Source organism: Streptomyces sp. NPDC101118, assembly GCF_044759445.1.
Lineage (GTDB): Bacteria > Actinomycetota > Actinomycetes > Streptomycetales > Streptomycetaceae > Streptomyces.
On sequence record NZ_JBIVZG010000007.1, the window covers coordinates 224,423 to 246,693 of the forward strand.

Here is a 22,271-nt window from a genome sequence, read left to right on the forward strand (position 1 = left end):
GCGGCGCCCACCGCACCCGCGCCGGGCAGCCCGCCCGAGCCGCGGTACCGGCCCGCCCGAGCCGCGCCGGCAGCCCGCCCGAGCTGCGCCGCCGGCCCGCCGGGGCCACGCCACCGGCCCGCCCCGTACGCACCACGGCGGCGGACCCCCTAGTGGTCCGCCGCCGCGCAGACAGGATGTGCCGGTGTCCGGCGCCGGCCGCGGGCCCTCTCCCGGGAGCCCTCCGGCCGGCCGGCCCTACTTGGTCGGCTTCTTGCCCGTGATGCCCAGGTGCACCAGGAGCGCGAGGTTCGGCCGCAGCTCGGCCTGCTTGACGCCCCAGGTCTGGAAGCCCTTCTGGTGCGAGGCCACCGCGGCGAGCATGGCGACCAGCGAGCCGGCCATGGCGGCCGGGCTGACGTCCTTGTCGACCTTGCCCTTGGCCTGGAGCTCCTTCATGGACTCCGTCAGGGAGTTGGTGACGGAGTTCAGGATCTTCATGCGGATCTTGTAGAAGCGCTTGTCGCCCTCGGCGGCACCGAGGTCGACCACGCGGAGGATGGCGTCGTTCTTGCGCCAGAAGTCGAGGAAGCCCTCGACGAGTTCCTCGGAGGTCTGCCAGGCGGCCTTGCCGACCCAGGCGCGGCCCTCGACGAGCGCGGTCAACTGCGCTCCTTCGGTGGCCATTTGCTCCGCGATCTCCAGAACCGCCCCCTCGACGTCGGGGAAGTACTGGTAGAAGGTCGCGGGCGAGGTCCCGGCCTTGCGTGCGACGTCGATGACCTTGACGTCGCGGTATGGCGAGGAGCTGAGCATCTCGCTGAGGCAGTCGAGCAGCTTCTGCCGCGTCGCCTGACCGCGCCGACCGGCCACGCGGCCGTCGACGGTGCGTACTTGTCCTGTCATGCCGTCAGCTTACCGAGGGGTGATCGGCGCGCGATTCGGCCGCCTGCAAATGGGGTTACGGGCGCTGCATGCCCGGTTTCCGCACGGTTCGGGGTACCTCCGCAGCGCGGTTTCCGGCGCCCCTGCGGCGGCGGCCCGCACCTCCGCACCCACCACTCCGAGGCCCACTCCGGGCCCCGCCTCCCCCTCGCTCCCCATCCCGAGCCCCGCCCCGGGCACCGCCACGGACCCCTCTCCCGACCCCTCGCCCGACCCCGTCCCCGAACCCGCCCCCGACCCCCCTCCCCACCCACCCCGTCCCCCGAATAGTCTTATCAACAGCCTGTGGACAACTTCGGTGGACAAGCCCCCACCACCCCCCGGAACCCCGGCGCCCCAAGCCCGGACCCCGTCCGGCCGCCCGCCACACCGCCTACGGTGTTCGATTCCTCTCGCTGCGTGACCGCCGGGAGCCCATTAGCTTGACAGCACGTACCGCGTTCACGGCACGTACCGCGTTCGCAGACGTACCGCGTTCACAGCACGCACCGCGGCGCCGCGCACCGCGCGCAAGGAAGGGACGGGGCCATGGCCGCATTCACGGAGGGCACGCCCTGCTGGGTGGACGCCTCGCTCCCGGACGTAGAGGCGGGCAAGCGGTTCTACGGTGAGCTCTTCGAGTGGACCTTCGGCGAGAGCGCCGGGCCGGAGTACGGCGGCTACACCCAGGCCTTCAGCGAGGGCCGCAACGTCGCCGCGCTCGCCCCCAAGCCCGACGGCCGCATGCCCACCGTGTGGAACGTCTACCTCTCCGCCCGCGACGCCCGCGCCACCGCCGCCCGGATCACGGACGCCGGCGGCCAGGTGATCATGCCCCCGATGCCGGTCGGCCCCTACGGGAGCATCGCCATGGCCGCCGACCCCGGCGGCGCCGTCTTCGGCCTCTGGCAGCCCGGCACCCACCACGGCTTCGAGCGGCAGAACGAGCCCTTCTCCTTCTGCTGGGCCGAGGTCTACACCCGCGAGCGCGACGCGGTGGACGTCTTCTACGCCCGCGTCTTCGGCTACGTCCCCGAGGACCGGGACGACGCGGGCGTCGAGTACCGCACCTGGTCCCCGCCGGGCAGCGAGCCCGGCCCCGACACGGCCGTGATGGGCCGCAGCGTGATCACCGAGGCCTTCCCGGCCGCGATGCCCGCGCATTTCCTCACGTACTTCTCCGTCCAGGACTGCGACACTTCGGTGGGCACCGTCCAGCGGCTGGGCGGACGCGTCACCGCGGATCCCTTCGACACCCCCTACGGGAGGATCGCGGTCGTCGCGGACAATCAAGGGGCGGCCTTCGCCATGCTCTCCGAAACGTCGTGACCGGACGGAACGGGGGAGCGGGCGCAGCATTCGGCGTGTGACCAGGCAGAACGCCCGGTACGCGAGCGGGTGGGACGCCCGACGTGTCCGGATCGCGGTAAGACACCCCGATCCGCCCCTGGGTTCGCCCATCGGGCCCGGGCCAGACAGAATCAGGGTGCGCACCACCGGGTGTCACCCCGTGGTGAGACGCTGAGACGCTGCGGTGAGACGCTGCACCGGGCTGTAGGAAGCGGGTCCTGAGAACGGCCCGTACGGGGAGGTGGCAGACGAGTGGAGCAGCTGACGCAGCACGACCCGAGACGGATCGGCCCGTTCGAGGTGCTGGGCCGGCTCGGCGCGGGCGGCATGGGTCTGGTCTATCTGGCACGCTCGGCCTCCGGCCGACGCGTGGCGATCAAGACCGTGCGGACCGAGCTGGCGGAGGACCAGCTGTTCCGCGTGCGGTTCACGCGGGAGGTCGAGGCGGCGCGCGCCGTCAGCGGCTTCTACACGGCCGCCGTGGTCGACGCCGACCCGCGGGCCGCCGTGCCGTGGCTGGCGACCGCGTACGTACCGGCGCCCTCCCTGGAGGAGATCGTCAACGAGTGCGGGCCGATGCCCGCGCAGGCGGTCCGCTGGCTGGCGGCCGGCATCGCCGAGGCGCTGCAGTCCATCCACGGGGCGGGTCTGGTCCACCGCGACCTGAAGCCGTCCAACGTGCTCGTCGTCGAGGACGGCCCCCGCGTCATCGACTTCGGCATCGCCAGCGGTGTCTCCAACACCCGGCTGACCATGACGAACGTCGCCGTCGGCACCCCCGCCTACATGTCGCCCGAGCAGGCGAAGGACTCCCGCAGCGTCAAGGGCGCCAGCGACGTCTTCTCGCTCGGCTCGACGCTCGTCTTCGCGGCCACCGGCCACCCCCCGTACCACGGCGCGAACCCCGTGGAGACGGTCTTCATGCTGCTGCGCGAGGGCCCGAACCTGGAGGGCCTGCCGGAGGAGCTGCGGCCGCTCATCGAGTCCTGCATGCAGATGGACGCCACGCAGCGGCCCACCCCGGCCGACCTCCAGGCGCAGCTCGCCCCGCACCTCTTCGCCGCGGGCGACGACAGCGGCACGGCCTCGGCCTGGCTGCCGGGGCGCGCCGTGGAGCTGATCGAGCAGCGCCGCGCCGGGGCCTCCGGACGTACGACGACCACACCGGGCGGCGGCGCGGGCGGGCGCGGGGCCGGCGGCCACGGCGCCAGCGGCCACGGGTCCGGTCCGGCCTCCGGGCCGGCCACGCACCGCCGGGACCGGGCCGTGCCGCCGGGCCGGGAGCCCGGGCACGCGCCCGTCAGGGAGTGGGCCGACCCGCGTACCGGGCCGGCCGTCGCCCCGCCGATGCCGCAGCACCCGCCGGTGGCGCCCGTGGGGTCCTCCGGGGCCTCCGTGGCGTCCGGTGAGCCCGTACGGCTGGCCGGTGCGCCCGTACCGATCGGGCCCGGCCCGCGGGTGTCCCGCGGCTCGGCCGCGGCCGTCGCCGAGGCCGGCGCGGCCACCGGCTGGATCCGGCCGCCCGGCGGGGTGGCAGCGCCACCCGCGCCGTCGAACGCCACCGGACCGTCCGCCGCGGCCGTGCCGCGGCCCGCGGCGGCGCCGGACAGCGGGCGCTGGCGGCCGTGGCGCTTCCGGATGTCGAACGAGGTCTGGGGCACCCCGGCCGTCGACGGCGACCTGCTGTACGTGACCTCCTTCGAGGTGCACGCACTGGACGTGGCCAGCGGCCGGCGGCAGTTCAAGACGCGGGACGTGGCCTGGGCCATGCAGGTCGCGGACGGCCGCATCCACGCCTCCGACGGCCCGACGCTGTACGCGCTGGACGCCCAGGACGGCTCCGAGCGGTGGCGGCTGGGCACGGACGCGTGGGTGTACGCGCTGAAGGCCGACCGGGGCACCGTCGTCACCGCCACGCGGGGCGGCGGCGTGCAGGCCTGGGAGGCGTCGAACGGCCAGAAGCTGTGGGAGGTCACGGGCGGCCAGACCGACTTCGAGACCCCCGAGGCCGGTCCGGTGGTCCACGACGGCACGGTGTACGTCTGGCAGGACGCGCGGCTGCGCGCCCTGGACGCGCGCGCCGGCACCGAGCGGTGGTCGTACCCGATCGGCGACGCGGCCTCCTGTGGGAACGTCCCGGTCCGGGTCACCCCGGCGGCGGACGGCTACGTGTACGTGGCGGCCGGCACCCGCGTGCTGGGCATCGACGTGGCCTCCGGCCGGGTGCGGTGGCACTTCGAGGCGCCCGCGGTCTTCCTGGCCCCGCCGGCCTTCGCGCCGGGGCCGGCGGTGACCGGCGGCGGCGTGTACCTGGTGGACTACCTCGGCACCGTGTACGCGCTGGACGCCACCACCGGCAAGGACCGGTGGCGCATCGCCACCGAGCCGCGGCAGTCCGCCGAGCCGGTGATCGTGGCGGACGGCAGCATCCACCTGGGGGCGGGCAGCGCGCTGTACACGCTGGACGCGGTGACCGGCACCCCGAAGTGGCGTTTCGCCGCGGGCGGCGAGATCACCGGCGCCCCTGCCGTGGCGGAGGGCCGGGTCCACTTCGGCTCCGCCGACCACTGCCTGTACACGCTGGACGCGGCGGGCGGCCAGCTGCGCTGGAAGCTCGCGACGGGCGGCGAGATCACCGGCTCGCCGGTGGCGAAGGCGGGCGTGGTCTACGCGTGCAGCAAGGACCGCTGCGTGTATGCCCTTGACGCGGCGAAGGGTACGGGCACCCGCACCACCTGACCGCCCCGGCGGCCGTACCGGTCCCGTGCCGGGTGCCGTTGCTTGCCGGGGGCGCGGGTCCCGTGCCGGGTGCGGGTCCGCGGTGGTGCGGGCCGTTGCCGCTGCGCGGAGCCGGTTCCCCACCCCGCCCCTTCCCGAAACCGGGGCTCCGCCCCGGACCCTCCCCCAGACTCCGTCTGGGGGGACCCCACGCCTCAAACGCCGGCGAGGCTGGAAATGCCCCCGGGGGTAGATCCAGCCCCTCCGGCGCTTGAGGAGCGGGGGTACGGGGGCGGAGCCCCCGAAAGGGTCCGGGTTGCCCCGCAGGGAAGGGCCCCGAAGGCGGCCTCGGCGTAAGCGGCTCGGCCGGCGGTCAGTCCTTGTTCAGCGGGGGGCCCAGCGGGGGGCCGTGGTCCGGGCCGTTCGGGGCCGGGTCCTGCTCGTGCAGGGGGGAGCCCAGGACCGGTCCGTGACCGTCATCCGGAGAGGCCGGCTGCGGGTACTCCCGCGTCGCCCCGGGTCCCGGGTGCCGGGCAGCGCCCGCGGAATCGGGCCCCGGGTACTCCCGGGTCGCATCCGGCCCCGGGTACTCCCGGGTCGCATCGGGGTCCGGGCCCGCCGCCCCGGCACCCGTACCCGTCCCGGCACCGGAACCCGCAGCCCCACCCCGCGGAGCCCACTCGTGGGCCGACGTCGGAGCCGACGGTTCGTGGGCCGGAAGCGTGCGCCGCGGCGCACGACGCCGGCCGCTCATGACCACCGCGCCCAGCAGCATCAGCACGCCGCCCCCGAACGCGTTCGCCACCCCGTCGCCCAGACCGCCCGCGTCGCCGCCCACCGTCAGCGCCCCCGCAGCCTGCCCCTGCCGCACCATCCACAGCACGGTGAAGCCCAGTACCAGTACGCCCGCCACGGCCATCAGCAGCCGGGACCGCAGGAGGGCCGCGACCAGGGCGAGGATCGCGGCCACGAGGAACGGCAGGAAGAGGGAGGCGAGGAGCGCGGCACCGTCGGGCGTGATCCCGGAGCCTGAGAAGAGCTCCTCGATGCGGTAGTCGCTGCCGTGACGGCCGTCGTACCAGGCACGGAAGGGGCTCCAGACGGCGGCCGTCGCTCCGATGAGGCCCATCAGACCGCCGAGGAGATTGCGGATCATGCTCGGCCTCCTGAGTCGGGCTCTCGCTCCCGACGCTACGCCCGGCCCCGGCCCACCGCACCCCGGCGGCCCCGGCCCACCGCACCCCGACGGCTCTGGCCCGCGGCGGCCCCTGGTAGCGTGGCGCGCCGTCATTCCGGGGAGGGAGCGCACGTGCTGCGCCGTCGTATCAAGTTCGCGTCCGTGCTGACCGTCGTGGTCCTGTCGCTGACCGGTTTCGCCACCGGGCACGGCCACGGCTCGTCGGGCGGCGGGAGCAAGTCCCGCTCCGGCTCGGACTCCGATTCCGGCGGCGGCTGCTCCAGCTCCAAGAAGCACAACGGCACGCACAGCGACAGCGACTACCAGGAGGACTCCGGCAACGGCAGCGGTGCCACCGCCACCGCCACGGCCGCCGGCGGCCAGGAGCCCGTCTCCGTCGTGATCTGGGAGTGCGCGGGCCCGGACAAGACGGCCGGCACCCGGAAGTCCAAGTCCGTGGCCGGCTCCAAGCCCCGCACCTCGGCGCTCGTCCAGGTGACCAGCAACATCGGCCGGCCGGTCACCGTGGAGGTCGAGGTGGACTTCCTCGGCGGCGTCACCTCGACGGAGATCGACGAGCGGAAGGTCACGGTCACCCTCGGCGCCCACGCGACCAAGGAGGTCGAGGTGCCCATGACCAAGCCCCGCAAGGCCGCCGACGTGAAGAAGTGCGAGGTCAACGGCGTCAGCGAGGTCACCGAGTCCGGAAGCCCGGCCCCGGGCCCGTCGCCTTCCGCGAGCTGAACAGCTCCGCCTGCCGCTCCGGCGCGAGGTTCCCCAGCGTGATCAGGTGCGGGGCGTGGGCCAGGGCCTGCGCCCTGGCCGCCTCCTTCGCCGACCAGACCGCCCGTACGGTGCCCTGGACGGCCTCCGCCGGGTAGCCGGCCAGCGTCTCCGCGCAGCGGACGGCGGCGGCCAGCTCCTCGCCGGGCTCGGTCAGCTCCGAGACCAGCCCGATCTCGTACGCGCGCCGGGCCGAGAGGCGCTCGGCCGTGCCCATCAGCGACATCCGGGCCACCTCGCCGAACGGCATCCGCTGGGCCATGTAGACGGCCTCGTACGCGCTGACCATGCCGTACGTCGTGTGCGGGTCGAAGAAGGTGGCCTCGGTGGAGGCCACCAGGAACTCCGCCTCGCCCAGCAGGTAGAAGGCGCCGCCGCAGGCCATCCCGTTGACGGCGGCGATCACCGGCGTCCACAGGCCGTTGGCCTTCGGCCCGATCGCGACCATCGGGTCCTCGATCGCGTACGGGGAGCTGGGCTGCGGCACGTCCACCGACCGGTCGATGCCGGTGCAGAAGGCGGCCCGCCCGGCGCCGGTCACGACCACGGCCCGTACGGACGGGTCGAAGCGGAACTCCTGCCAGGTTGCGGTCAGTTCGGCCGCAGTGGCGAGGTCGACTGCGTTGTGCCGCTCCGGCCGGGACAGGGTGACCACGGCGACGCCGGTGGCCTTGTCCCGGTCGACCTGCAGACCTCCGCCCGGCCCCCCGCTCACTGGCGCTCCAGCAGCCAGCGCGGCACGGTCACTCCGCCCACCTCGGCGAAGGCGACCTGCACCCTCGCTCCGATGCGCAGCCGGGCCGGGTCGACGGAGTCCAGCGGTGCGTCCGGCGCGCTCACCAGGTTCCCGGCGAGGCGGATGTGCGGTGCCTCGGCCAGCTCCACCAGGACCACGTTGTACGGGGCCTGGGCGGCGTACGCGGGCAGCAGCGGCGGGTGGGGGAACACGTACGACCAGATCCGTCCGCGCCCGCTCATCGGCCGCCACTCGCTGTCGAAGGACTGGCAGTGCGGGCAGCAGGGGCGGGGCGGGAAGCGCAGCCGGCCGCAGGAGGTGCAGGCCTGCACCCGCAGTTCGCCGCGGGCCGCGTACTCCCAGAAGGGCGCGCCGTCCTCGTCGGGGACGGGCAGCAGCAGCCCTTCCCCGGCCCCTGCAACGGCCTGGTCCGTGGCCGTCGTTCCGTTCGCGGTCATCTTCGGGCTCCTCTCGGGCGTGCGGGTCAGGCGCGCAGCAGGATCGCGGAGGTCGGGACGCCCTCGCCCGCGGTCACCAGGCAGGTGGCCGCGTCCGGGACCTGGGCGGTGGAGGTGCCGCGCAGCTGCTTGACGCCCTCGTTGATCAGGTTGAAGCCGTGTACGTAGGCCTCCGAGAGGCCGCCACCGCCGGTGTTGACCGGCAGCCGGCCACCGATCTCCAGCGCGCCGCCCTCGGTGTAGGCGGCGCCCTCGCCGCGCCCGCAGAAGCCGTAGCCCTCCAGGGAGAGCGGGATCAGGGGGGTGAAGGCGTCGTAGATCTGGGCGACGTCCACGTCCTGGGGGCCGAAGTCGGCCTGCTTCCAGAGGTGCCGGGCGGCGGTCCAGGCGGGGCCCGAGAGCGGGTCGTCGTTCCAGTAGTTGACCATCCCGTGGTGCTGGGCGGGCAGGCCCTGGGCGACCGAGTGGACGTACACCGGCTTCTGGCGGCAGTCGCGGGCCCGCTCGGCGGAGACGATCACGCACGCGAGCGCGCCGTCGGTCTCCAGGCAGTTGTCGAAGAGGCAGAGCGGGTCGCTGATCCACCGGGCGGTCATGTACATCTCCCGGGTCAGCGGGCGCTCGTACATCATCGCGGCGGGGTTCTGGTTGGCGCGGTTGCGGCAGGCCAGGGCGACGTTGAAGAGGTGGTCGCGGGTGGCGCCGTACTCGTGCATGTAGCGGCGGGCCAGCATGCCGATCTCGTCCGCCGGCCGGAGCAGCCCGAAGGGCCGGGTCCACTGGCCGGGTGTGGGGAGCTGGACGGCGGTGTTCTTCCAGGGTCTGGGGCCCGAGCCGCGCTTGCGGGAGCGCCAGGCGACGCCGACGGTGGCCTGACCCGTGGCGACGGCGCTCGCGAGGTGGCCGACGGTCGCGCAGGAGCCGCCGCCGCCGTAGCCGACCTTGGAGAAGAAGGTGACGTCGCCGGCGCCGATGGCCTTGGCGACCTCGACCTCGTCGGTCTCCTCCATCGTGTACGAGGCGAAGGCGTCCACCTCGGACGGCGCGATCCCGGCGTCCTCCAGGGCCGCGAGGATGGCGCGGCAGGCCAGTTCCTTCTCGGTCTGGGGGAGTCGTTTCGCGAAGGCGGTCTGGCCGATCCCGACTATCGCCGTAGCGTCCTTCAGGGTTGCCGCCATCGCCACCTCCGGGTACTCCACTGCTGACAGCCGGGAAGGGTACAGCTAATCTGACGGATAGTCAGCTACTGGGTGCCGGGCCGACGGTCCGGCGGCGGGGAGGCCTTGATGAGCCGGGAAGAACGCGGGGATCTGCGCTGGGTCAGCATTCCGGGGCTGGTGCGCGACGCGGCCGTACGGTTCGCGGACCGCGAGGCGGTGGCCGACGGCCGCACCCGCATCTCGTACGCCGAACTCGGCGAGCGCGTCGAGCGCGCCGCCGCGGCCTGTCTGGCCTCGGGCGTCGAGCCGGGGGACCGGGTCGCGGTCTGGGCCCCCAACACCCTGGAGTGGATCGTCTCGGCCCTCGGCGCGGTCTCGGCCGGGGCCGTGCTCGTCCCGCTCAACACCCGCTTCAAGGGCGCCGAGGCCGCGTACGTGCTGGAACGCAGCCGGGCGCGGCTGCTCTTCGTCACCGGCACCTTCCTCGGCACCTCGTACGTCGCCTCGCTGCGGCGCGCGGCCGCCGAGGGCACCGGCACCGGGCCGCTCCCCGGCCTGCCGCACCTGGAGGACGTGGTCGTGCTCGCCGAGGACGCGCCGCCCTCCTTCCGCACCTGGAAGGAGTTCCTCGCCGACGGCGACTCCGTGTCCGCCGCGGCCGTGCGCGAGCGGGCCGCCGCCGTACGCTCCGACGCCCCCTCCGACATCATCTTCACCTCGGGCACCACCGGCCGGCCCAAGGGCGCCGTCATCACCCACGCCCAGTCGCTCCGCTGCTACCAGGTCTGGAGCGAGCTGGCCGGGCTGCGGGAGGGCGACCGCTACCTGATCGTGAACCCCTTCTTCCACACCTTCGGCTACAAGGCCGGCATCATCGCCTGCCTGATGCGCGGGGCCACGATGGTCCCCCAGCCGGTCTTCAACGTCGACACGGTCCTCGCCAACGTCGCCGCCGAGCGGATCTCCGTGCTCCCCGGCCCGCCCACCCTGCACCAGTCCCTGCTCGACCACCCCGCCCGCGACCACCACGACCTGTCCGCGCTCCGGCTGGTCGTCACCGGCGCCGCCGTGGTCCCGCTCCAGCTCGTCGAGCGGCTGCGGGCCGAGCTGCGCATCGCGACCGTGCTCACCGCGTACGGGCTCTCCGAGGCCAGCGGCATCGTCACCATGTGCCGGCAGGGCGACCCGGCGGAGGTCATCTCCGCCACCTCGGGCCGCGCCATCCCGGACACCGAGGTACGGGTGGTCTCCGCGGACGGCACCCCGCTGGCGCCGGACAGCCCCGGCGAGATCAGGGTGCGGGGCCACAACGTCATGGGCGGGTACTTCGAGGACCCGGCCGGGACCGCGAGGACCGTCACCCCGGACGGCTGGCTGTGCACCGGGGACGTCGGCGTGCTCGACGCCGACGGCAACCTGCGGATCACCGACCGGATCAAGGACATGTTCATCGTCGGCGGGTTCAACGCGTACCCGGCCGAGATCGAGCAACTCCTGGGCCTGCACCCGGACATCGCGGACGTCGCCGTCGTCGGCGTACCTGACGCGCGTCTGGGCGAGGTCGGCAAGGCCTATGCCGTACGCCGCCCCGGCTCCACCCTCACCGCCGACGACCTGATCGCCTGGTCCCGCCGGGAGATGGCCAACTACAAGGTGCCCAGAACCGTGGAGTTCGTCGCCGAACTGCCGCGCAACGCCAGCGGGAAGGTCCTGAAGACGGAGCTCCGCACGCGGGCGGCCTGAGTCGCCGGGGCCGGGTGGGCCGGGGCCGGGCGGTCCCCGGGGCCGGGGGGTCCGGGTCAGGGCACCCTGGCGGCCCGGATCACCCCGCCTTGCGGGCCACCAGCAGCCGCCAGTGCGGGCTGCCGTCCGGGCGGCGGCCGAAGTGCTCCAGCGGCAGCAGCTCGACGCCGAACCCGGCCCGCACCAGGTCCTCGCGCACGCCCCCGAGCGGGAAGGTCCGGTAGTACATCACGAACGGCGGCCGCCACACGGCATTGCGCACCCGCATCGCCGCGTCGAAGCCGAGCACGGCCCAGTACCCCGCCGAGGACAGCGGCAGCGGTGCCCCGATGGGGAAGGCGAACACCCCGCCGGGGCGCAGCGCCCGGTGCACGCCCTCGAAGAGCGCGGGGCGTTCGCCGGGCAGGAAGTGCCCGAAGGCGCCGAAGGAGACGGCCAGGTCGTACGCGTCGGCGAAGGGCAGCGCGCGGGCGTCGGCCCGTACGAAGTCCACCGCGGGCGTCACCGCGCCGGCGTGCGCGGCCCGCGCCCCGGCCAGCATCCCGGCACTCAGGTCCACGCCGGTCACCCGCTCCCGGCAGAGCTGCCGCAGCACGCCGATGCCGGCGCCGGTGCCGCAGCAGACGTCCAGGCCCGCGTCGAAGGGGGCGAGCAGGCTCAGCGCCTCGGCGACGGAGTCGAGCATGCGGTCCGGCGTGCGGAAGGGGGTGTGGTCGAACTTCGGGGCGAGCAGGTCGTAGCCGCGCTCCACGGACGAGAGCGCTTGGACGGTGAGCTCGCGCAGACTGGGTCCCTCGGTGGTGAACACACCGCCAGCCTAATCACCCGGGGCCGGTCCCGGACGTGCCGAAACGGCGGCGGTCGCGGTGGCTCCCCCTCCGGGCCACCGCGACCGTCCCCCCGTATTCCCCCCCGTGGGTCCCCCGATTCCCCCGTGGTTCCCCCGTGTCCCCCCGTGGTTCCCCCGTACGTACGTCCGCGCGGTTCCCCCGTGATCCGCGCGGACCCCCCGTGTCCCCCGTGTCCCCCGTGGTCCTCCGAGTCCCGTGGGGCCCGGCGGCCGGTGGGTCAGCCCGCGTGGTTCTCCGCGGGCTTGAAGATGTCGTCCTGGACGCTGCCGGCGTGGTTCTCCAGCGGCGTCGTCTCCTCGGGCAGGCTCTCGGCCGCCGGGTCCGGCACCGGCGTGAGGACGGGCTTGGCGGCCGGGTCCGTGATCAGGGCGTCGGCGCCGACGAGGCCCGCGTGGTTCTCCATCGGCTTGATGGTGCCGGCGTCGGTGCTGGTGCCGATCACGGGCTTCTTGGCGTCGCTCATCTTCAACTCCCTGAAAAGGACTGGTGGGAAACGCCCGCCCGGGGATTCCCCCGCGAACCACCGGACGGGCGTTCCAGGGTCGTTCACCCTAGCGGTGAACCACTCCTGGTGGTCCGCCTGCCCCCCGACGCGACGGACCGTTGGAAAGAAGCATGACGCCCGGCGATAAACGTTCGATGAACGTGCCCGATTATCGCCGGTGACCCGGGAAAGCCCCAGGTCAGAGCCTACGCCGCCTGCGTCGGCCGGAGCAGTGCCCGGACCTCCGCCGCCTCGCTCGCGCCCGTCTGCTCGTAGATGCTCAGCGCCTCCCGCCAGCAGGCCCGTGCCCGGTCGGCCTGGCCCAGGCTGTCCAGGGCCCGGCCAAGGGTGGTCAGCACGTTCCCGCGCATCCACTCCCCGCCGATGCAGCGCAGCGCCAGCGCGCGCTCCGCGTGCTGTGCCGCCAGGGCGAAGCGCTGGGCCGACAGGTGGGCCTCGGCGATCCGGAAGTTGGTCGTCCCCTCCCACAGCCGCTGCCGGTTCTCCTGGAACACGCGCAGCGCCTCGCCGAGTTGCTCGAGGGCGTCCGCGGGCCGGCCCGCCCTGGTGAGCGCGATGCCCAGCGCGAAGCGGCCGTTGGCCACCCGCAGCGCCAGGCCCATCTCCTTGAAGATGGCCAGCCCGCGCTCGGCGAGCTGGACGGCGCTGGTCGTACGGCCCATGTTCACGTGGATCCGGGACAGGTTGCACAGCGCGCTGGCCTCGCCCGGCCGGTTCCCGTCCGCCCGGTAGTTCTCTATGGCCTCGCTGAGCAGCGCTTCGCCGTCCGCGTGCCGGTTCTGGTAGAAGGCGATGATGCCGCGGTCGTTGGGCGCCACGCCCGCCGGCATCGGGTCGCCGGTGAGCCGGGCCAGCTCGCTCGCCACCCGCGCCTCCTCGTCGGCCTGCGCGAAGCGGCCGGAGACCAGCAGCAGCGTGGTGAGCGCGATCCGCGCGCGGGCCTCGGCCCGGGCGTCGCCGGCGGCGCGGGCCGCCTCGCGCACGGCCGTCGCCGTGGTCTCGTACTGCCGGGAGTTGGCCCCGGACTCGGCCAGGTCCTTCGCCGCCCACAGCAGGTCCACGGCCCGCCCCAGAGCACCCCCCGAGGCGTTCTGGTGCACGCAGGCCAGCAGGCAGGCCGCCTCCGAGTACAGCCAGTCCACGGCCGACCGGCCGTCCGGGAAGACCAGGCCCGGGTACGCCGTGGCGGAGAGGTGCTCCACCAGCCGGTCGCCCGGCCGCTCCAGCGCGTACACGCCGGCCGCGGTGGCCAGGTAGAAGTCCAGCAGCCGGGACATGGCCGCCGTGCGCTCGCTCGGCGGCTGCTCGTCCCGCTCGGCGCACGCACGCGCGTAGAGCCGTACGAGGTCGTGGAAGCGGTAGCGGCCGGGCGCCGCCGACTCCAGCAGGGAGCAGTCGACCAGCGCCTCCAGCAGGTCCTCGGCGTCGTGCTCGGCGAGGTCCAGTACGGCGGCGGCCGCGGCCAGCGAGATGTCGGGGCCGTCGGCCAGGCCCAGCAGCCGGAAGGCCCGCGCCTGGGCGGGTTCGAGCTGCCCGTAGCCGAGCTCGAAGGTGGCCTTGACGGCCAGGTCGCCGGCCTGGAGCTCGTCGAGGCGGCGCCGCTCGTCGGCCAGCTTCGCGGCCAGGACGGACACCGTCCAGGTGCGCCGGGCGGCCAGCCGGGAGGCCGCGATGCGGATGGCCAGGGGCAGGAAGCCGCAGGCTCCCACCACGTCCAGGGCGGCCTGCCGCTCGGACGCCACCCGCTCCTCGCCCACGATCCGGGTGAAGAGCTGGATCGCCTCCTCCGGGCTCATCACGTCCAGGTCCACCAGGTGCGCGCCGGCCAGGCCGTTCATCCGCACCCGGCTGGTGACCAGCGCCGCGCAGCCGGCGGTGCCGGGCAGCAGGGGCCGTACCTGGGCGGCGTCCTTGGCGTTGTCGAGCAGCACCAGCACCCGGCGCCCGTCGAGGGTGGAGCGGTACAGCGCCGCCCGCTCGTCGGCGGTGTCGGGGATGGCGGAGTCGGCGGTGCCGAGGGCGCGCAGGAACGCGCCGAGGACGGCCTCGGGTTCGGCGGCCCGCGGGTCGGTGCCCTGGAGGTCCACGTACAGCTGGCCGTCGGGGAAGTGCGGGCGGGCGGCGTGCGCGACGTGTACGGCGAGCGTGGTCTTGCCGACGCCGCCGATGCCGGCCAGGGCGGACACGGCCATCACCCGGCCGTCGGTGCCGGCGGCGGTGAGGATCTCGCTGAGTTCCTGTACGAAGGCGGAGCGGCCGGTGAAGTCGGGAACGGTCGCCGGGAGTTGGGCCGGCCGGATGATCACGGCGGGCGCGGCCGGGGCGGGCTCGGCGACCCGCGCCAGTTCGGCGTCCGCGCGCAGGATGCGCTGCTGGAGTTCGGCGAGCTCGGGGCGCGGGTCCACGCCGAGCTCGTCCGCGAGGAGGCGGCGCGTGTCGGCGTACACGGCGAGGGCCTCGGCCTGGCGGCCGCCGCGGTAGAGGGCGAGCATCAGCAGCTCGCGGAGGCGCTCGCGGAGCGGGTGGGCGGCGGTGAGCGCGGTCAGTTCGGAGACCGCCTCGCCGTGCGCGCCGACCTCGAGGTCGAGGTCGAGGCGCGTCTCCAGGAGGGTGAGCCGCCATTCGGAGAGGCGGGTGCGCTCGGTCTCGGCGTACGGGCCGGGGACCCCGGCGAGGGGCTCGCCGTCCCAGAGGGCGAGGGCGTGGTTGAGGAGCGTACGGGCCTGGCCGCGGTTCCCCGAGGCGCGGGCCTTGTCGGCGTCGGCGGCGAAGCCGCGGGCGAGGCCGAGGTCGAGGGCGGCGGCCGGGGTGCGGATGGCGTAGCCGCCGGACTCGCTGACCAGCAGGCCCGGGTCGAGGACCTTGCGGAGCCGGGAGGCGTACGTGCGGACCGCGGCCAGAGCCTGGGAGGGCGGGTCCTCGCCCCAGATGGCGTCGATCAGTTCGGGCGCGGTGGCGGTGCGGCCGTCGCGCAGCAGCAGGGCGGCGAGCAGGGCGCGCTGCTGCGGGGAGCCCGAGGGGATCGGCTCGCCGCCGCGCCAGGCGCGGACGGGGCCGAGCACGGCGAAGCGGGCGGTGTCGGGGGTGGGGGCGGCGGGGCCGGAGGCTCCGGTGGGGGCGTCGGTGGTGGTGCCTGCGGGGCCCGTGGTGCCCGCGGAGGTGTGGGTGGGCGCGCCCGTGGCTTCGCCGGATGCGGAGGGTGCGGGTCCGGGCGCCGATTCGGGGTGCTTCCGCTGCCGCGGTATGGGCGGTGTGCCGTCCATCTGCTTCCCCCTCGCCTTTCCGGAGCCGTGTGTACGCATTGGTCAGTCTGCCCTGTCTTGGGCGGGCGCGTCAGCCCGGCCGGTGTGTGTGGCACAGCTGGTACACACCGATCACCACCCGAGTAGCTGACGGTACGTCAGATAAACGCTACCGTGGAGGACATGGAGACCTTCCCGAAGATCATCTCGGTGGACGACCACACGGTTGAGCCTCCCCACGTCTGGCGGGACCGGCTCCCGTCCAAGTACGCGGACGTCGCCCCGCGCGTCGTCCGCGCCCCCCTCAAGGAAATGACCTTCCTGGGCGGCAAGTTCGCCCCCGTCATGGGCGCCAAGGGCGACGACGGCCCCATCGGAGACTGGTGGGTGTACGAGGACCTGCACCGCCCGCTGACCCGCCTGGACACCGCCGTCGGCTACGACCGCGACGAGATCCGGCTCGAGGTCATCACGTACGAGCAGATGCGCCCCGGCTCCTTCTCGGTCCCGGACCGACTGGCCGACATGGACGTCAACCACGTCCAGTCCGCGCTCTGCTTCCCCACCTTCCCGCGCTTCTGCGGCCAGACCTTCACCGAGGCCAAGGACCGTGAGCTGGGGCTGCTCGGCGTCCGCGCGTACAACGACTGGATGGTGGAGGAGTGGTGCGGCCCCCTCGCGCAGGGCCGGCTGATCCCGCTCACCCTCGTACCGCTGTGGGACGCCCGCCTCGCCGCCGAGGAGGTGCGGCGCAACGCGGCCCGCGGCGTGCGGGCCGTGGCCTTCTCGGAGATCCCGCCGCACCTCGGGCTGCCGTCGATCCACACCGACGAGTGGGACCCCTTCCTCCAGGCCTGCGACGAGACCGGCACGGTCATCGCCATGCACATCGGCTCCTCGTCCCGGATGCCGTCCACCTCGGCGGACGCGCCGCCGGCGGTCGGGTCCACCATCACCTTCGCCAACTGCTGCTTCTCGATGACCGACTGGCTGATGAGCGGCAAGTTCGAGCGGTTCCCCAACCTCCGGATCATGTACGCGGAGGGTCAGATCGGGTGGATCCCGTACATCCTGGAGCGCGCGGACGTGGTCTGGGAGGAGAACCGCGGCTGGGGCGGCGTCGCCGACAAGGTCACCCGCCCGCCGTCGGAGCTGTTCGCGGAGCACGTCTACGGCTGCTTCTTCGACGACGCCTTCGGACTGCGGAACCTGGACGCGATCGGCGTGGGCAACGTCCTGTACGAGACGGACTACCCGCACTCGGACTCCACCTGGCCGAAGTCCCGCGAGGTGGGCGAGGCGCAGATGTCCCACCTGGCCCCGGACGTGGTGGACCGCATCGTCCGCGGCAACGCGATAGCCCTGCTGGGCCTGACCCCGGACGGCCTCTGGGCCGGCGCCTGACCCCTCCGGGGGTGCGAGGGGGCGGACCGCCCGGGCCCGCCCTTCCGCGGCGCCCGCCCCCACGGGGGTGCCCGCCCCGCACGGGGCTGCCGCTCCGCCGGCTCCGCCGGCCCCGGGTGGGGCCGCCGGCCCCGGGTGGGGCCGCGCCCAGCCGCCGGCTCGGCCGCCGGCGCTCGGCGTGTCCGGGGCGGAACCCTGTGACAGGGCCGCTGCGGGGTGTCATCTTGGGCCGTATGGGGGACTCGGGGGGAACGGCCGGGAAGGGCGGGGGGTGCCGGCCGGCCGCTGCCGCCGTGCTGGTGCTGACCTGGGGCGCGGCAGCCGTCGGGCTCGGGCTGTGGGCCGTGGCCCATCCGCCCTGGAACCCCGACCAGGTCTACTTTCTCGTCGACACCGCCGACGCCCTCGTCTACGGGCTCACCGCGGCCGTCGTGCTCGGCCGCCGCACCCACGCCGTGGCCTGGCTCGTCGCCCTGTGCGCCGTTGGCGGCGGTGCGGCGGCGGTCGTCGCGCAGCTCGCCGCCCGGTACGGGACCGCCGCCCCGCCCCCCGCCTGGGGCATCCTCCAGGGCACCGCCTGGGTCCCCGGCACGCTCTCCCTGATCCTCGTCGTCCCGTACCTCCTCGGCCGCGAACGCCCCTCCCGGGCCGCGTACGCCGCCGTCGGGGCCGGCGTCGCCGTGATCGCCGCGCTCCTCGCCGTACGCCTCACCGATCCCTGGCCCTGGCCGGCCGCGCCGCACCCCTTCGCCCCGCTCGCCGTGCGCAGCGCCGCCTGGGCCCGGCTGGCCGGACCGCTCGCCGACGCCCTCGTACTGGCCGTGATCGTCCTCGGGCTCGCCGCCGCGGCCCACGCCGCCCTGCGGCGGCACCGCGACCCGTCGGCCCGCGGCCTCGGCTGGCTCGCCATCGGCACCGCCCTGATCGCGCTCACCTTCGTCCCCCTGGTCGTCCGCCCCGAAGGCCCCGGCGGCTGGCCGGAGTTGCTGACCCCCGTCACCCACCTCGCCTCGCAGGCCTTCTTCCCGGCGGCCGTGCTCGTCGTGGTCCTGCGCCAGCGCCTGTGGGGCATCGACCTCGTCATCAGCCGCACCCTCGTCTGGGCCCTGCTCACCGGCCTGCTGATCGGCGGCTGCTTCGCCGCCCTCGCCCTGCTGGGCGCACTGCTGCCCGGTTCCGGAACGCTCGGCGCGGTCCTCGCCACCGCCGCCACCGCCGCCGGCATCCAGCCCGCCCGCGGCTGGCTCCAGCGCCGGGTGGACCGCCTCGTGCACGGCGAGGCCGCCGCGCCCGCGCTCAGCCGCGTCGGCCGCCACCTGGGCAGTGCGGCGACCCCCGAGGAGGCCCTGGCCGGCATGGCGGAGAGCGTGGCGGCTTCCTTCAACCTCGGCTCGGTCCGCGTGCTCGGCCCCGACGGCCGGGTGCTGGCCGCCGCCGGCGAGCCCGACGAGCCGGCGCCGCTCGAACTCCCCCTGGTGGTGCGGCAGGAGACCGCCGGGACGCTCCGGGTCACCGCCCGCCCCGGCGAGGCGCTGGACCGCCGGGCGCGGGCCGCCCTGGACGAGGTCGCCCCGCTCCTCGGCACCGCCGTCCAGATCGCCGCCGTCACCCGCGCGCTGCGCGAGTCCCGGGGACGGCTCGCCGCCGCCAGGGACGACGAACGCCGGGCGCTGCGCCGCGAGTTGCACGACGGACTCGGTCCCGCCCTGGCCGGCGTGGGCCTCGGGCTGTCCGCCGCCCGCAACCTGCTGCCGCCCGGCGCCGGGGCCTCGGACGCGCTGCTGGCCGCGCTCCGTACGGAGGTGGACCACCAGGTGGAGGCCGTCCGGGTGCTGGCGCGCGGGCTGGTCCCGCCGGTGCTGGCCGAGCTGGGCCTCGTACCGGCGCTGCGCGAGCTGGTCATGCGGTACGAGTCCGACGGCCTGGCCGTGGTGGTGCGCGACGCGGGTGCCGGCGAGCCGGAACGGGAGGTCGCGGGCGCGGTGTACGCGGTGGTGGCCGAGGCCATCAGGAACGTGGCCCGGCACTCCGGCGCCCGGGTCTGCGCCGTGGAACTGGCCGGCGACCGGGGCGCCCTGGCCGTCACGGTCGAGGACGACGGCCGGGGCATCGGCCCGGGTGCCCGCCCGGGCGTCGGTACGCAGTCCCTGCGCGAGCGCGCCGAGCTCGTCGGCGGGACCGTCGCGTGGGGACCGGGCTCCGGGGGCCGGGGCACCCGGCTGGAACTGCGGATACCCGCGCGGCCTGAGGGGGCGGCGGCATGAGGGTGATGGTGGTGGACGACCACCCGGTGTTCCGGATGGGGATGGCGGCGCTGCTCGGCTCCCTGGCCGGGGTGAGCGTGGTGGCCGAGGCCGCTTCGCTGCCGGAGGCCGTGGCGGGGGCGGTGGCCGGGGAGCCGGAGGTGGTGGTCATGGACCTCGACCTCGGCGAGGGCGCCGGCTCCGGGGTGGACGCGACGCGGGAGATCCTGCGGGTCCGGCCGCGCACGGCGGTGCTGGTGGTGACGATGCTGGACGACGACGACTCGGTCTTCGCCTCGATGCGGGCCGGGGCCCGCGGGTACCTGCTGAAGGGCGCGGCGCCGGAGGAGATCGAGCGCGCGCTGCACGCCGTGGCCAACGGGGAGGTCATCCTGGGCCCCGCCGTGGCCACCCGGGCGATGGCCTACCTGACCGGCCTGGTGGTGCCGGGCGCCGCCCGAGGCCCCTTCCCCGAGCTGACCGCCCGGGAGCTGGAGGTGCTGGACCTGGTGGCGCGGGGCCTGGACAACACGGCCATCTCCCGGCGTCTGACGCTCTCGCCGAAGACGGTCCGCAACCACCTCTCCAACATCCTGACGAAACTCCAGACGGCCACCCGCGCGGAAGCGATCGTCCGCGCCCGCGAAAGGGGCCTGGGAACGGGCCCCTGACCGGGCCGGCCGCGGGCGGCCTCTGACCGGAAGGCCGCGGTCATCTCCCGCAGAGCCGCCTCCGCCTCCTCGTACGCCGCCTCCCGGTCCTCCCGGTTGCGCCCCCAAGGCCATCGCATGCGCGTTCCCCTCCCCCTGTGTCCGTGGATCATGACACGGGCTCAGGAGAAGGGGACCGGCGTTCCGGGATCCGGGCGCCCGGCCGTGCAGGTCAGGCCGCGTGCAGGGCCAGGGTCGGGGACAGGCGGGAGGCGCGGACCGCCGGGTAGAGGCCCGCCAGCGTGCCGATGACCAGGGTCGCGCCGAAGCCGCCGGTGACCGACCACAGCGGGACCACCCACGGCAGGCCGCCCGCAGCGGCGTACGCGGCCACCGCCGCCGAGCCCAGCGCGATGCCGGCCAGTCCGCCGAGGCCCGACAGGAGCAGGGACTCCGTGACGAACTGGACGCGGACCGCCCCCTTCGTGGCCCCCAGCGAGCGGCGCAGGCCGATCTCGTGGCGCCGCTCCAGCACCGAGATGATCATGGTGTTGGCCACGCCCACCCCGCCGACCAGCAGCGCGATCCCGCCGAGCCCCAGCAGCAGCGTGGAGAACGCGCCTTCGGTGGCCGCCTTGGCCTGGAGCGCGGCCGACGGGTCCGTCACCGACACCGTCTGCGGCGAGCGGGGGTTGGCCGTCTGCGGGATCAGGTTCCGCACTGCGCCCACCCGGGCGTCCGCCGAGCGCTCGTACACGGCCGTCGGGTGTCCGTCGAAGCCCAGCAGGGACTCCGCCGCCGACCAGCCGACCAGGGCCGCCCGCTCGATCTCGGGCGCCAGCGGCACCGGTCCGAGGATGCCCGTCACCGTGAAGTACCGCCCGCCGATGAAGACCTGCCGGCCCGGCGCGGTGATCCCGAGCCGCCGCGCCGCCACGTCGCCCAGCACCACGGCCGGGTACCGGCCCGTCGCGGCGTTCAGCCACGCCCCGCTGCGCACCCCGGCCCGCAGCGTCTCCAGCAGGTCGCCCCGCGCGGCCAGCACCGCGATGCCGCCGGTCTCGTCCGGGGAGATCTTCTCGCTGCGCCGCACCGAGTGCGCCACGGCACCGGTCGCGCCGACGCGCTCCACGCCCTCGATCCGGCCGATCATGCCCGGCGCCTCCTCGGGCAGCTTGGTGTCCTGGCCGGAGAACATCGACTGGCCCGGCGTCACGACCAGCATGTTCGTGCCCAGCGCGTCCAGCTCCCGCAGCAGCTTCGCCTGGCTGGACGAGGAGATGCCGACCACCGCGATCATCGTGGCGATCCCGATCGCGATGCCGAGCGCCGACAGCACCACCCGTACCGGCCGGGCCCGCAGCCCTGCCGAGCCCACGTGCAGCACGTCCCGCAGGGAGAGCCGGGCCGGCCGCAGCCGCGTACGGTCCCGCCGCAGCCGCGTACGGCTCCTCCGCTCCCGCGTACGGTCCCGCCGGGCCGGCCGCTCCCGCGTACGGTCCCGCCGCCCCGCCCTCACGCCACCGCCCCGTTCCACTCGTCCGCCACGATCTCCCCGTCCCGGATCCGCACCTGGCGGGGCAGGGCCGCCGCGATCTCCTGGTCGTGCGTGATCACCGCGATGGTCGCGCCGTCCCGGTTCAGCTCGCGCAGCAGCTCCATCACCGCCTCGCCCGAGGCCGAGTCCAGCGCCCCGGTCGGCTCGTCCGCCAGCAGCAGGTCGGGCTCGCCGGCCACCGCCCGCGCGATCGCCACCCGCTGCTTCTGGCCGCCGGACAGCTGGTGCGGCCGGTGGCCCAGCCGGTCGCCCAACCCCACCCGCTCCAGCGCCCGGACCGCCCGGCGCCGCCGCTCGGCCCGCGGGAGGCCCGAATACAGCAGCCCCTCGGCCACGTTGTCCCGCGCGCTCAGGCCCGGCACCAGATGGAAGGACTGGAAGACGAAGCCGACGTGCCGCGCGCGCAGCGCCGACAGGGCACGGTCGGACAGGGACGGCACGTCGTGGCCGGCGATCGCGACCGTACCGGCCGTGGGCCGGTCCAGGGTGCCCACGATGTGCAGCAGCGTCGACTTCCCCGAGCCCGAGGGGCCCACGAGGCCGAGCAGTTCCCCGGCCGTCACGGTCAGGTCCACGCCCCGCAGCGCCGCGACCCCGCCCGGATACTCCTTGGTCACCCCCTTCAGCTCGACCACGGTGCTCGGCAGCCGCTCGTCCGTCATCAGGACTCCTTCGTGGATACCCCGGCCTTCAGGCCGGGGAGGGAACGGAGCACCCGCGTAGCGGGGCTGGGAAGGCCGGTTCGCCCCGTGGGCGGAACGGCGTCGTCGGTGGCGGCCAGTACGTGGGG

At 74.9% G+C, this 22,271-nt stretch carries 17 protein-coding genes; 7 read left to right on the plus strand and 10 right to left on the minus strand.

Going from position 1 to position 22,271, the window contains the following annotated elements; all coding sequences use genetic code 11:
• Window positions 1–237: 237 nt before the first annotated feature.
• A complete protein-coding gene (locus tag ACIQUQ_RS15090) occupies window positions 238–885 on the minus strand; it encodes a TetR family transcriptional regulator (protein WP_399955904.1) in 648 nt (215 codons plus the stop codon).
• Window positions 886–1,452: 567 nt separating this feature from the next.
• Here ACIQUQ_RS15090 and ACIQUQ_RS15095 point away from each other — a divergent pair.
• Window positions 1,453–2,232 (plus strand): VOC family protein, encoded by a 780-nt coding sequence (locus tag ACIQUQ_RS15095; protein ID WP_403975521.1) that lies wholly within the window; start codon window positions 1,453–1,455, stop codon window positions 2,230–2,232.
• A 273-nt stretch (window positions 2,233–2,505) separates the two neighbouring features.
• Window positions 2,506–4,992: a PQQ-binding-like beta-propeller repeat protein gene (locus ACIQUQ_RS15100; protein WP_403975524.1), complete on the plus strand. Its 2,487-nt coding sequence runs from the start codon at window positions 2,506–2,508 to the stop codon at window positions 4,990–4,992.
• A 352-nt stretch (window positions 4,993–5,344) separates the two neighbouring features.
• Here the strand turns inward: ACIQUQ_RS15100 and ACIQUQ_RS15105 are convergent, their stop codons facing one another.
• Window positions 5,345–6,127, minus strand: a complete 783-nt coding sequence (locus tag ACIQUQ_RS15105; protein WP_403975526.1) for a hypothetical protein — start codon at window positions 6,125–6,127, stop codon at window positions 5,345–5,347.
• Between the two features lie 153 nt (window positions 6,128–6,280).
• Between ACIQUQ_RS15105 and ACIQUQ_RS15110 the strand changes: the two genes are divergently transcribed.
• Window positions 6,281–6,892 carry a hypothetical protein gene (locus ACIQUQ_RS15110; protein WP_403975529.1) on the plus strand — a complete coding sequence of 204 codons (612 nt, stop codon included), beginning with the start codon at window positions 6,281–6,283 and terminating at the stop codon, window positions 6,890–6,892.
• Here ACIQUQ_RS15110 and ACIQUQ_RS15115 read toward each other — a convergent pair.
• From ACIQUQ_RS15115 to ACIQUQ_RS15125, 3 genes are read right to left on the minus strand one after another with little or no spacing between them, the layout of a single operon-like run.
• Window positions 6,843–7,646, minus strand: coding sequence for an enoyl-CoA hydratase/isomerase family protein (locus tag ACIQUQ_RS15115; protein WP_403975531.1), 804 nt, complete (start codon window positions 7,644–7,646; stop codon window positions 6,843–6,845). The two genes, ACIQUQ_RS15110 and ACIQUQ_RS15115, sit on opposite strands and share 50 nt — an antisense overlap.
• Entirely contained in the window at window positions 7,643–8,125 is a 483-nt protein-coding gene (locus ACIQUQ_RS15120) for a Zn-ribbon domain-containing OB-fold protein (protein ID WP_403975533.1), read from the minus strand. The genes ACIQUQ_RS15115 and ACIQUQ_RS15120 overlap by 4 nt, the downstream gene beginning before the upstream one ends.
• Window positions 8,126–8,151: 26 nt before the next feature.
• Complete coding sequence (locus ACIQUQ_RS15125; RefSeq protein ID WP_403975535.1) at window positions 8,152–9,303, minus strand: lipid-transfer protein; 1,152 nt, start codon at window positions 9,301–9,303, stop codon at window positions 8,152–8,154.
• A 108-nt stretch (window positions 9,304–9,411) separates the two neighbouring features.
• Between ACIQUQ_RS15125 and ACIQUQ_RS15130 the strand changes: the two genes are divergently transcribed.
• Window positions 9,412–11,028 (plus strand): FadD3 family acyl-CoA ligase, encoded by a 1,617-nt coding sequence (locus tag ACIQUQ_RS15130; protein ID WP_403975538.1) that lies wholly within the window; start codon window positions 9,412–9,414, stop codon window positions 11,026–11,028.
• A 79-nt stretch (window positions 11,029–11,107) separates the two neighbouring features.
• On the opposite strand, the gene ACIQUQ_RS15135 is transcribed toward ACIQUQ_RS15130, so the two are convergent.
• The 3 genes from ACIQUQ_RS15135 to ACIQUQ_RS15145 form a co-directional block, all read right to left on the minus strand.
• The gene (locus tag ACIQUQ_RS15135) at window positions 11,108–11,836 is read right to left on the minus strand and encodes a class I SAM-dependent methyltransferase (protein WP_403975540.1); all 729 of its coding nucleotides are present in this window, start codon (window positions 11,834–11,836) and stop codon (window positions 11,108–11,110) included.
• 260 nt (window positions 11,837–12,096) lie between these two features.
• Entirely contained in the window at window positions 12,097–12,342 is a 246-nt protein-coding gene (locus ACIQUQ_RS15140) for a hypothetical protein (RefSeq protein WP_403975543.1), read from the minus strand.
• A gap of 227 nt (window positions 12,343–12,569) precedes the next feature.
• Window positions 12,570–15,647, minus strand: coding sequence for a BTAD domain-containing putative transcriptional regulator (locus ACIQUQ_RS15145; RefSeq protein WP_403975546.1), 3,078 nt, complete (start codon window positions 15,645–15,647; stop codon window positions 12,570–12,572).
• Between the two features lie 162 nt (window positions 15,648–15,809).
• On the opposite strand from ACIQUQ_RS15145, the gene ACIQUQ_RS15150 reads away from it, so the two are divergent.
• The 3 genes from ACIQUQ_RS15150 (at window position 15,810) to ACIQUQ_RS15160 (ending at window position 19,944) form a co-directional block, all read left to right on the plus strand.
• The gene (locus ACIQUQ_RS15150; protein WP_403975549.1) at window positions 15,810–17,030 is read left to right on the plus strand and encodes an amidohydrolase family protein; all 1,221 of its coding nucleotides are present in this window, start codon (window positions 15,810–15,812) and stop codon (window positions 17,028–17,030) included.
• Between the two features lie 293 nt (window positions 17,031–17,323).
• Window positions 17,324–19,294, plus strand: a complete 1,971-nt coding sequence (locus tag ACIQUQ_RS15155; protein ID WP_403975551.1) for a sensor histidine kinase — start codon at window positions 17,324–17,326, stop codon at window positions 19,292–19,294.
• Window positions 19,291–19,944: a response regulator gene (locus ACIQUQ_RS15160; protein ID WP_403975553.1), complete on the plus strand. Its 654-nt coding sequence runs from the start codon at window positions 19,291–19,293 to the stop codon at window positions 19,942–19,944. Before ACIQUQ_RS15155 ends, ACIQUQ_RS15160 begins: the two co-directional genes overlap by 4 nt.
• 211 nt (window positions 19,945–20,155) lie before the next feature.
• Here the strand turns inward: ACIQUQ_RS15160 and ACIQUQ_RS15165 are convergent, their stop codons facing one another.
• On the minus strand, window positions 20,156–21,361 hold the full coding sequence (locus ACIQUQ_RS15165; protein ID WP_403975675.1) for an ABC transporter permease: 1,206 nt from the start codon (window positions 21,359–21,361) through the stop codon (window positions 20,156–20,158).
• A gap of 77 nt (window positions 21,362–21,438) precedes the next feature.
• Window positions 21,439–22,143, minus strand: a complete 705-nt coding sequence (locus ACIQUQ_RS15170) for an ABC transporter ATP-binding protein (protein WP_403975556.1) — start codon at window positions 22,141–22,143, stop codon at window positions 21,439–21,441.
• Between the last annotated feature and the right edge of the window lie 128 nt (window positions 22,144–22,271).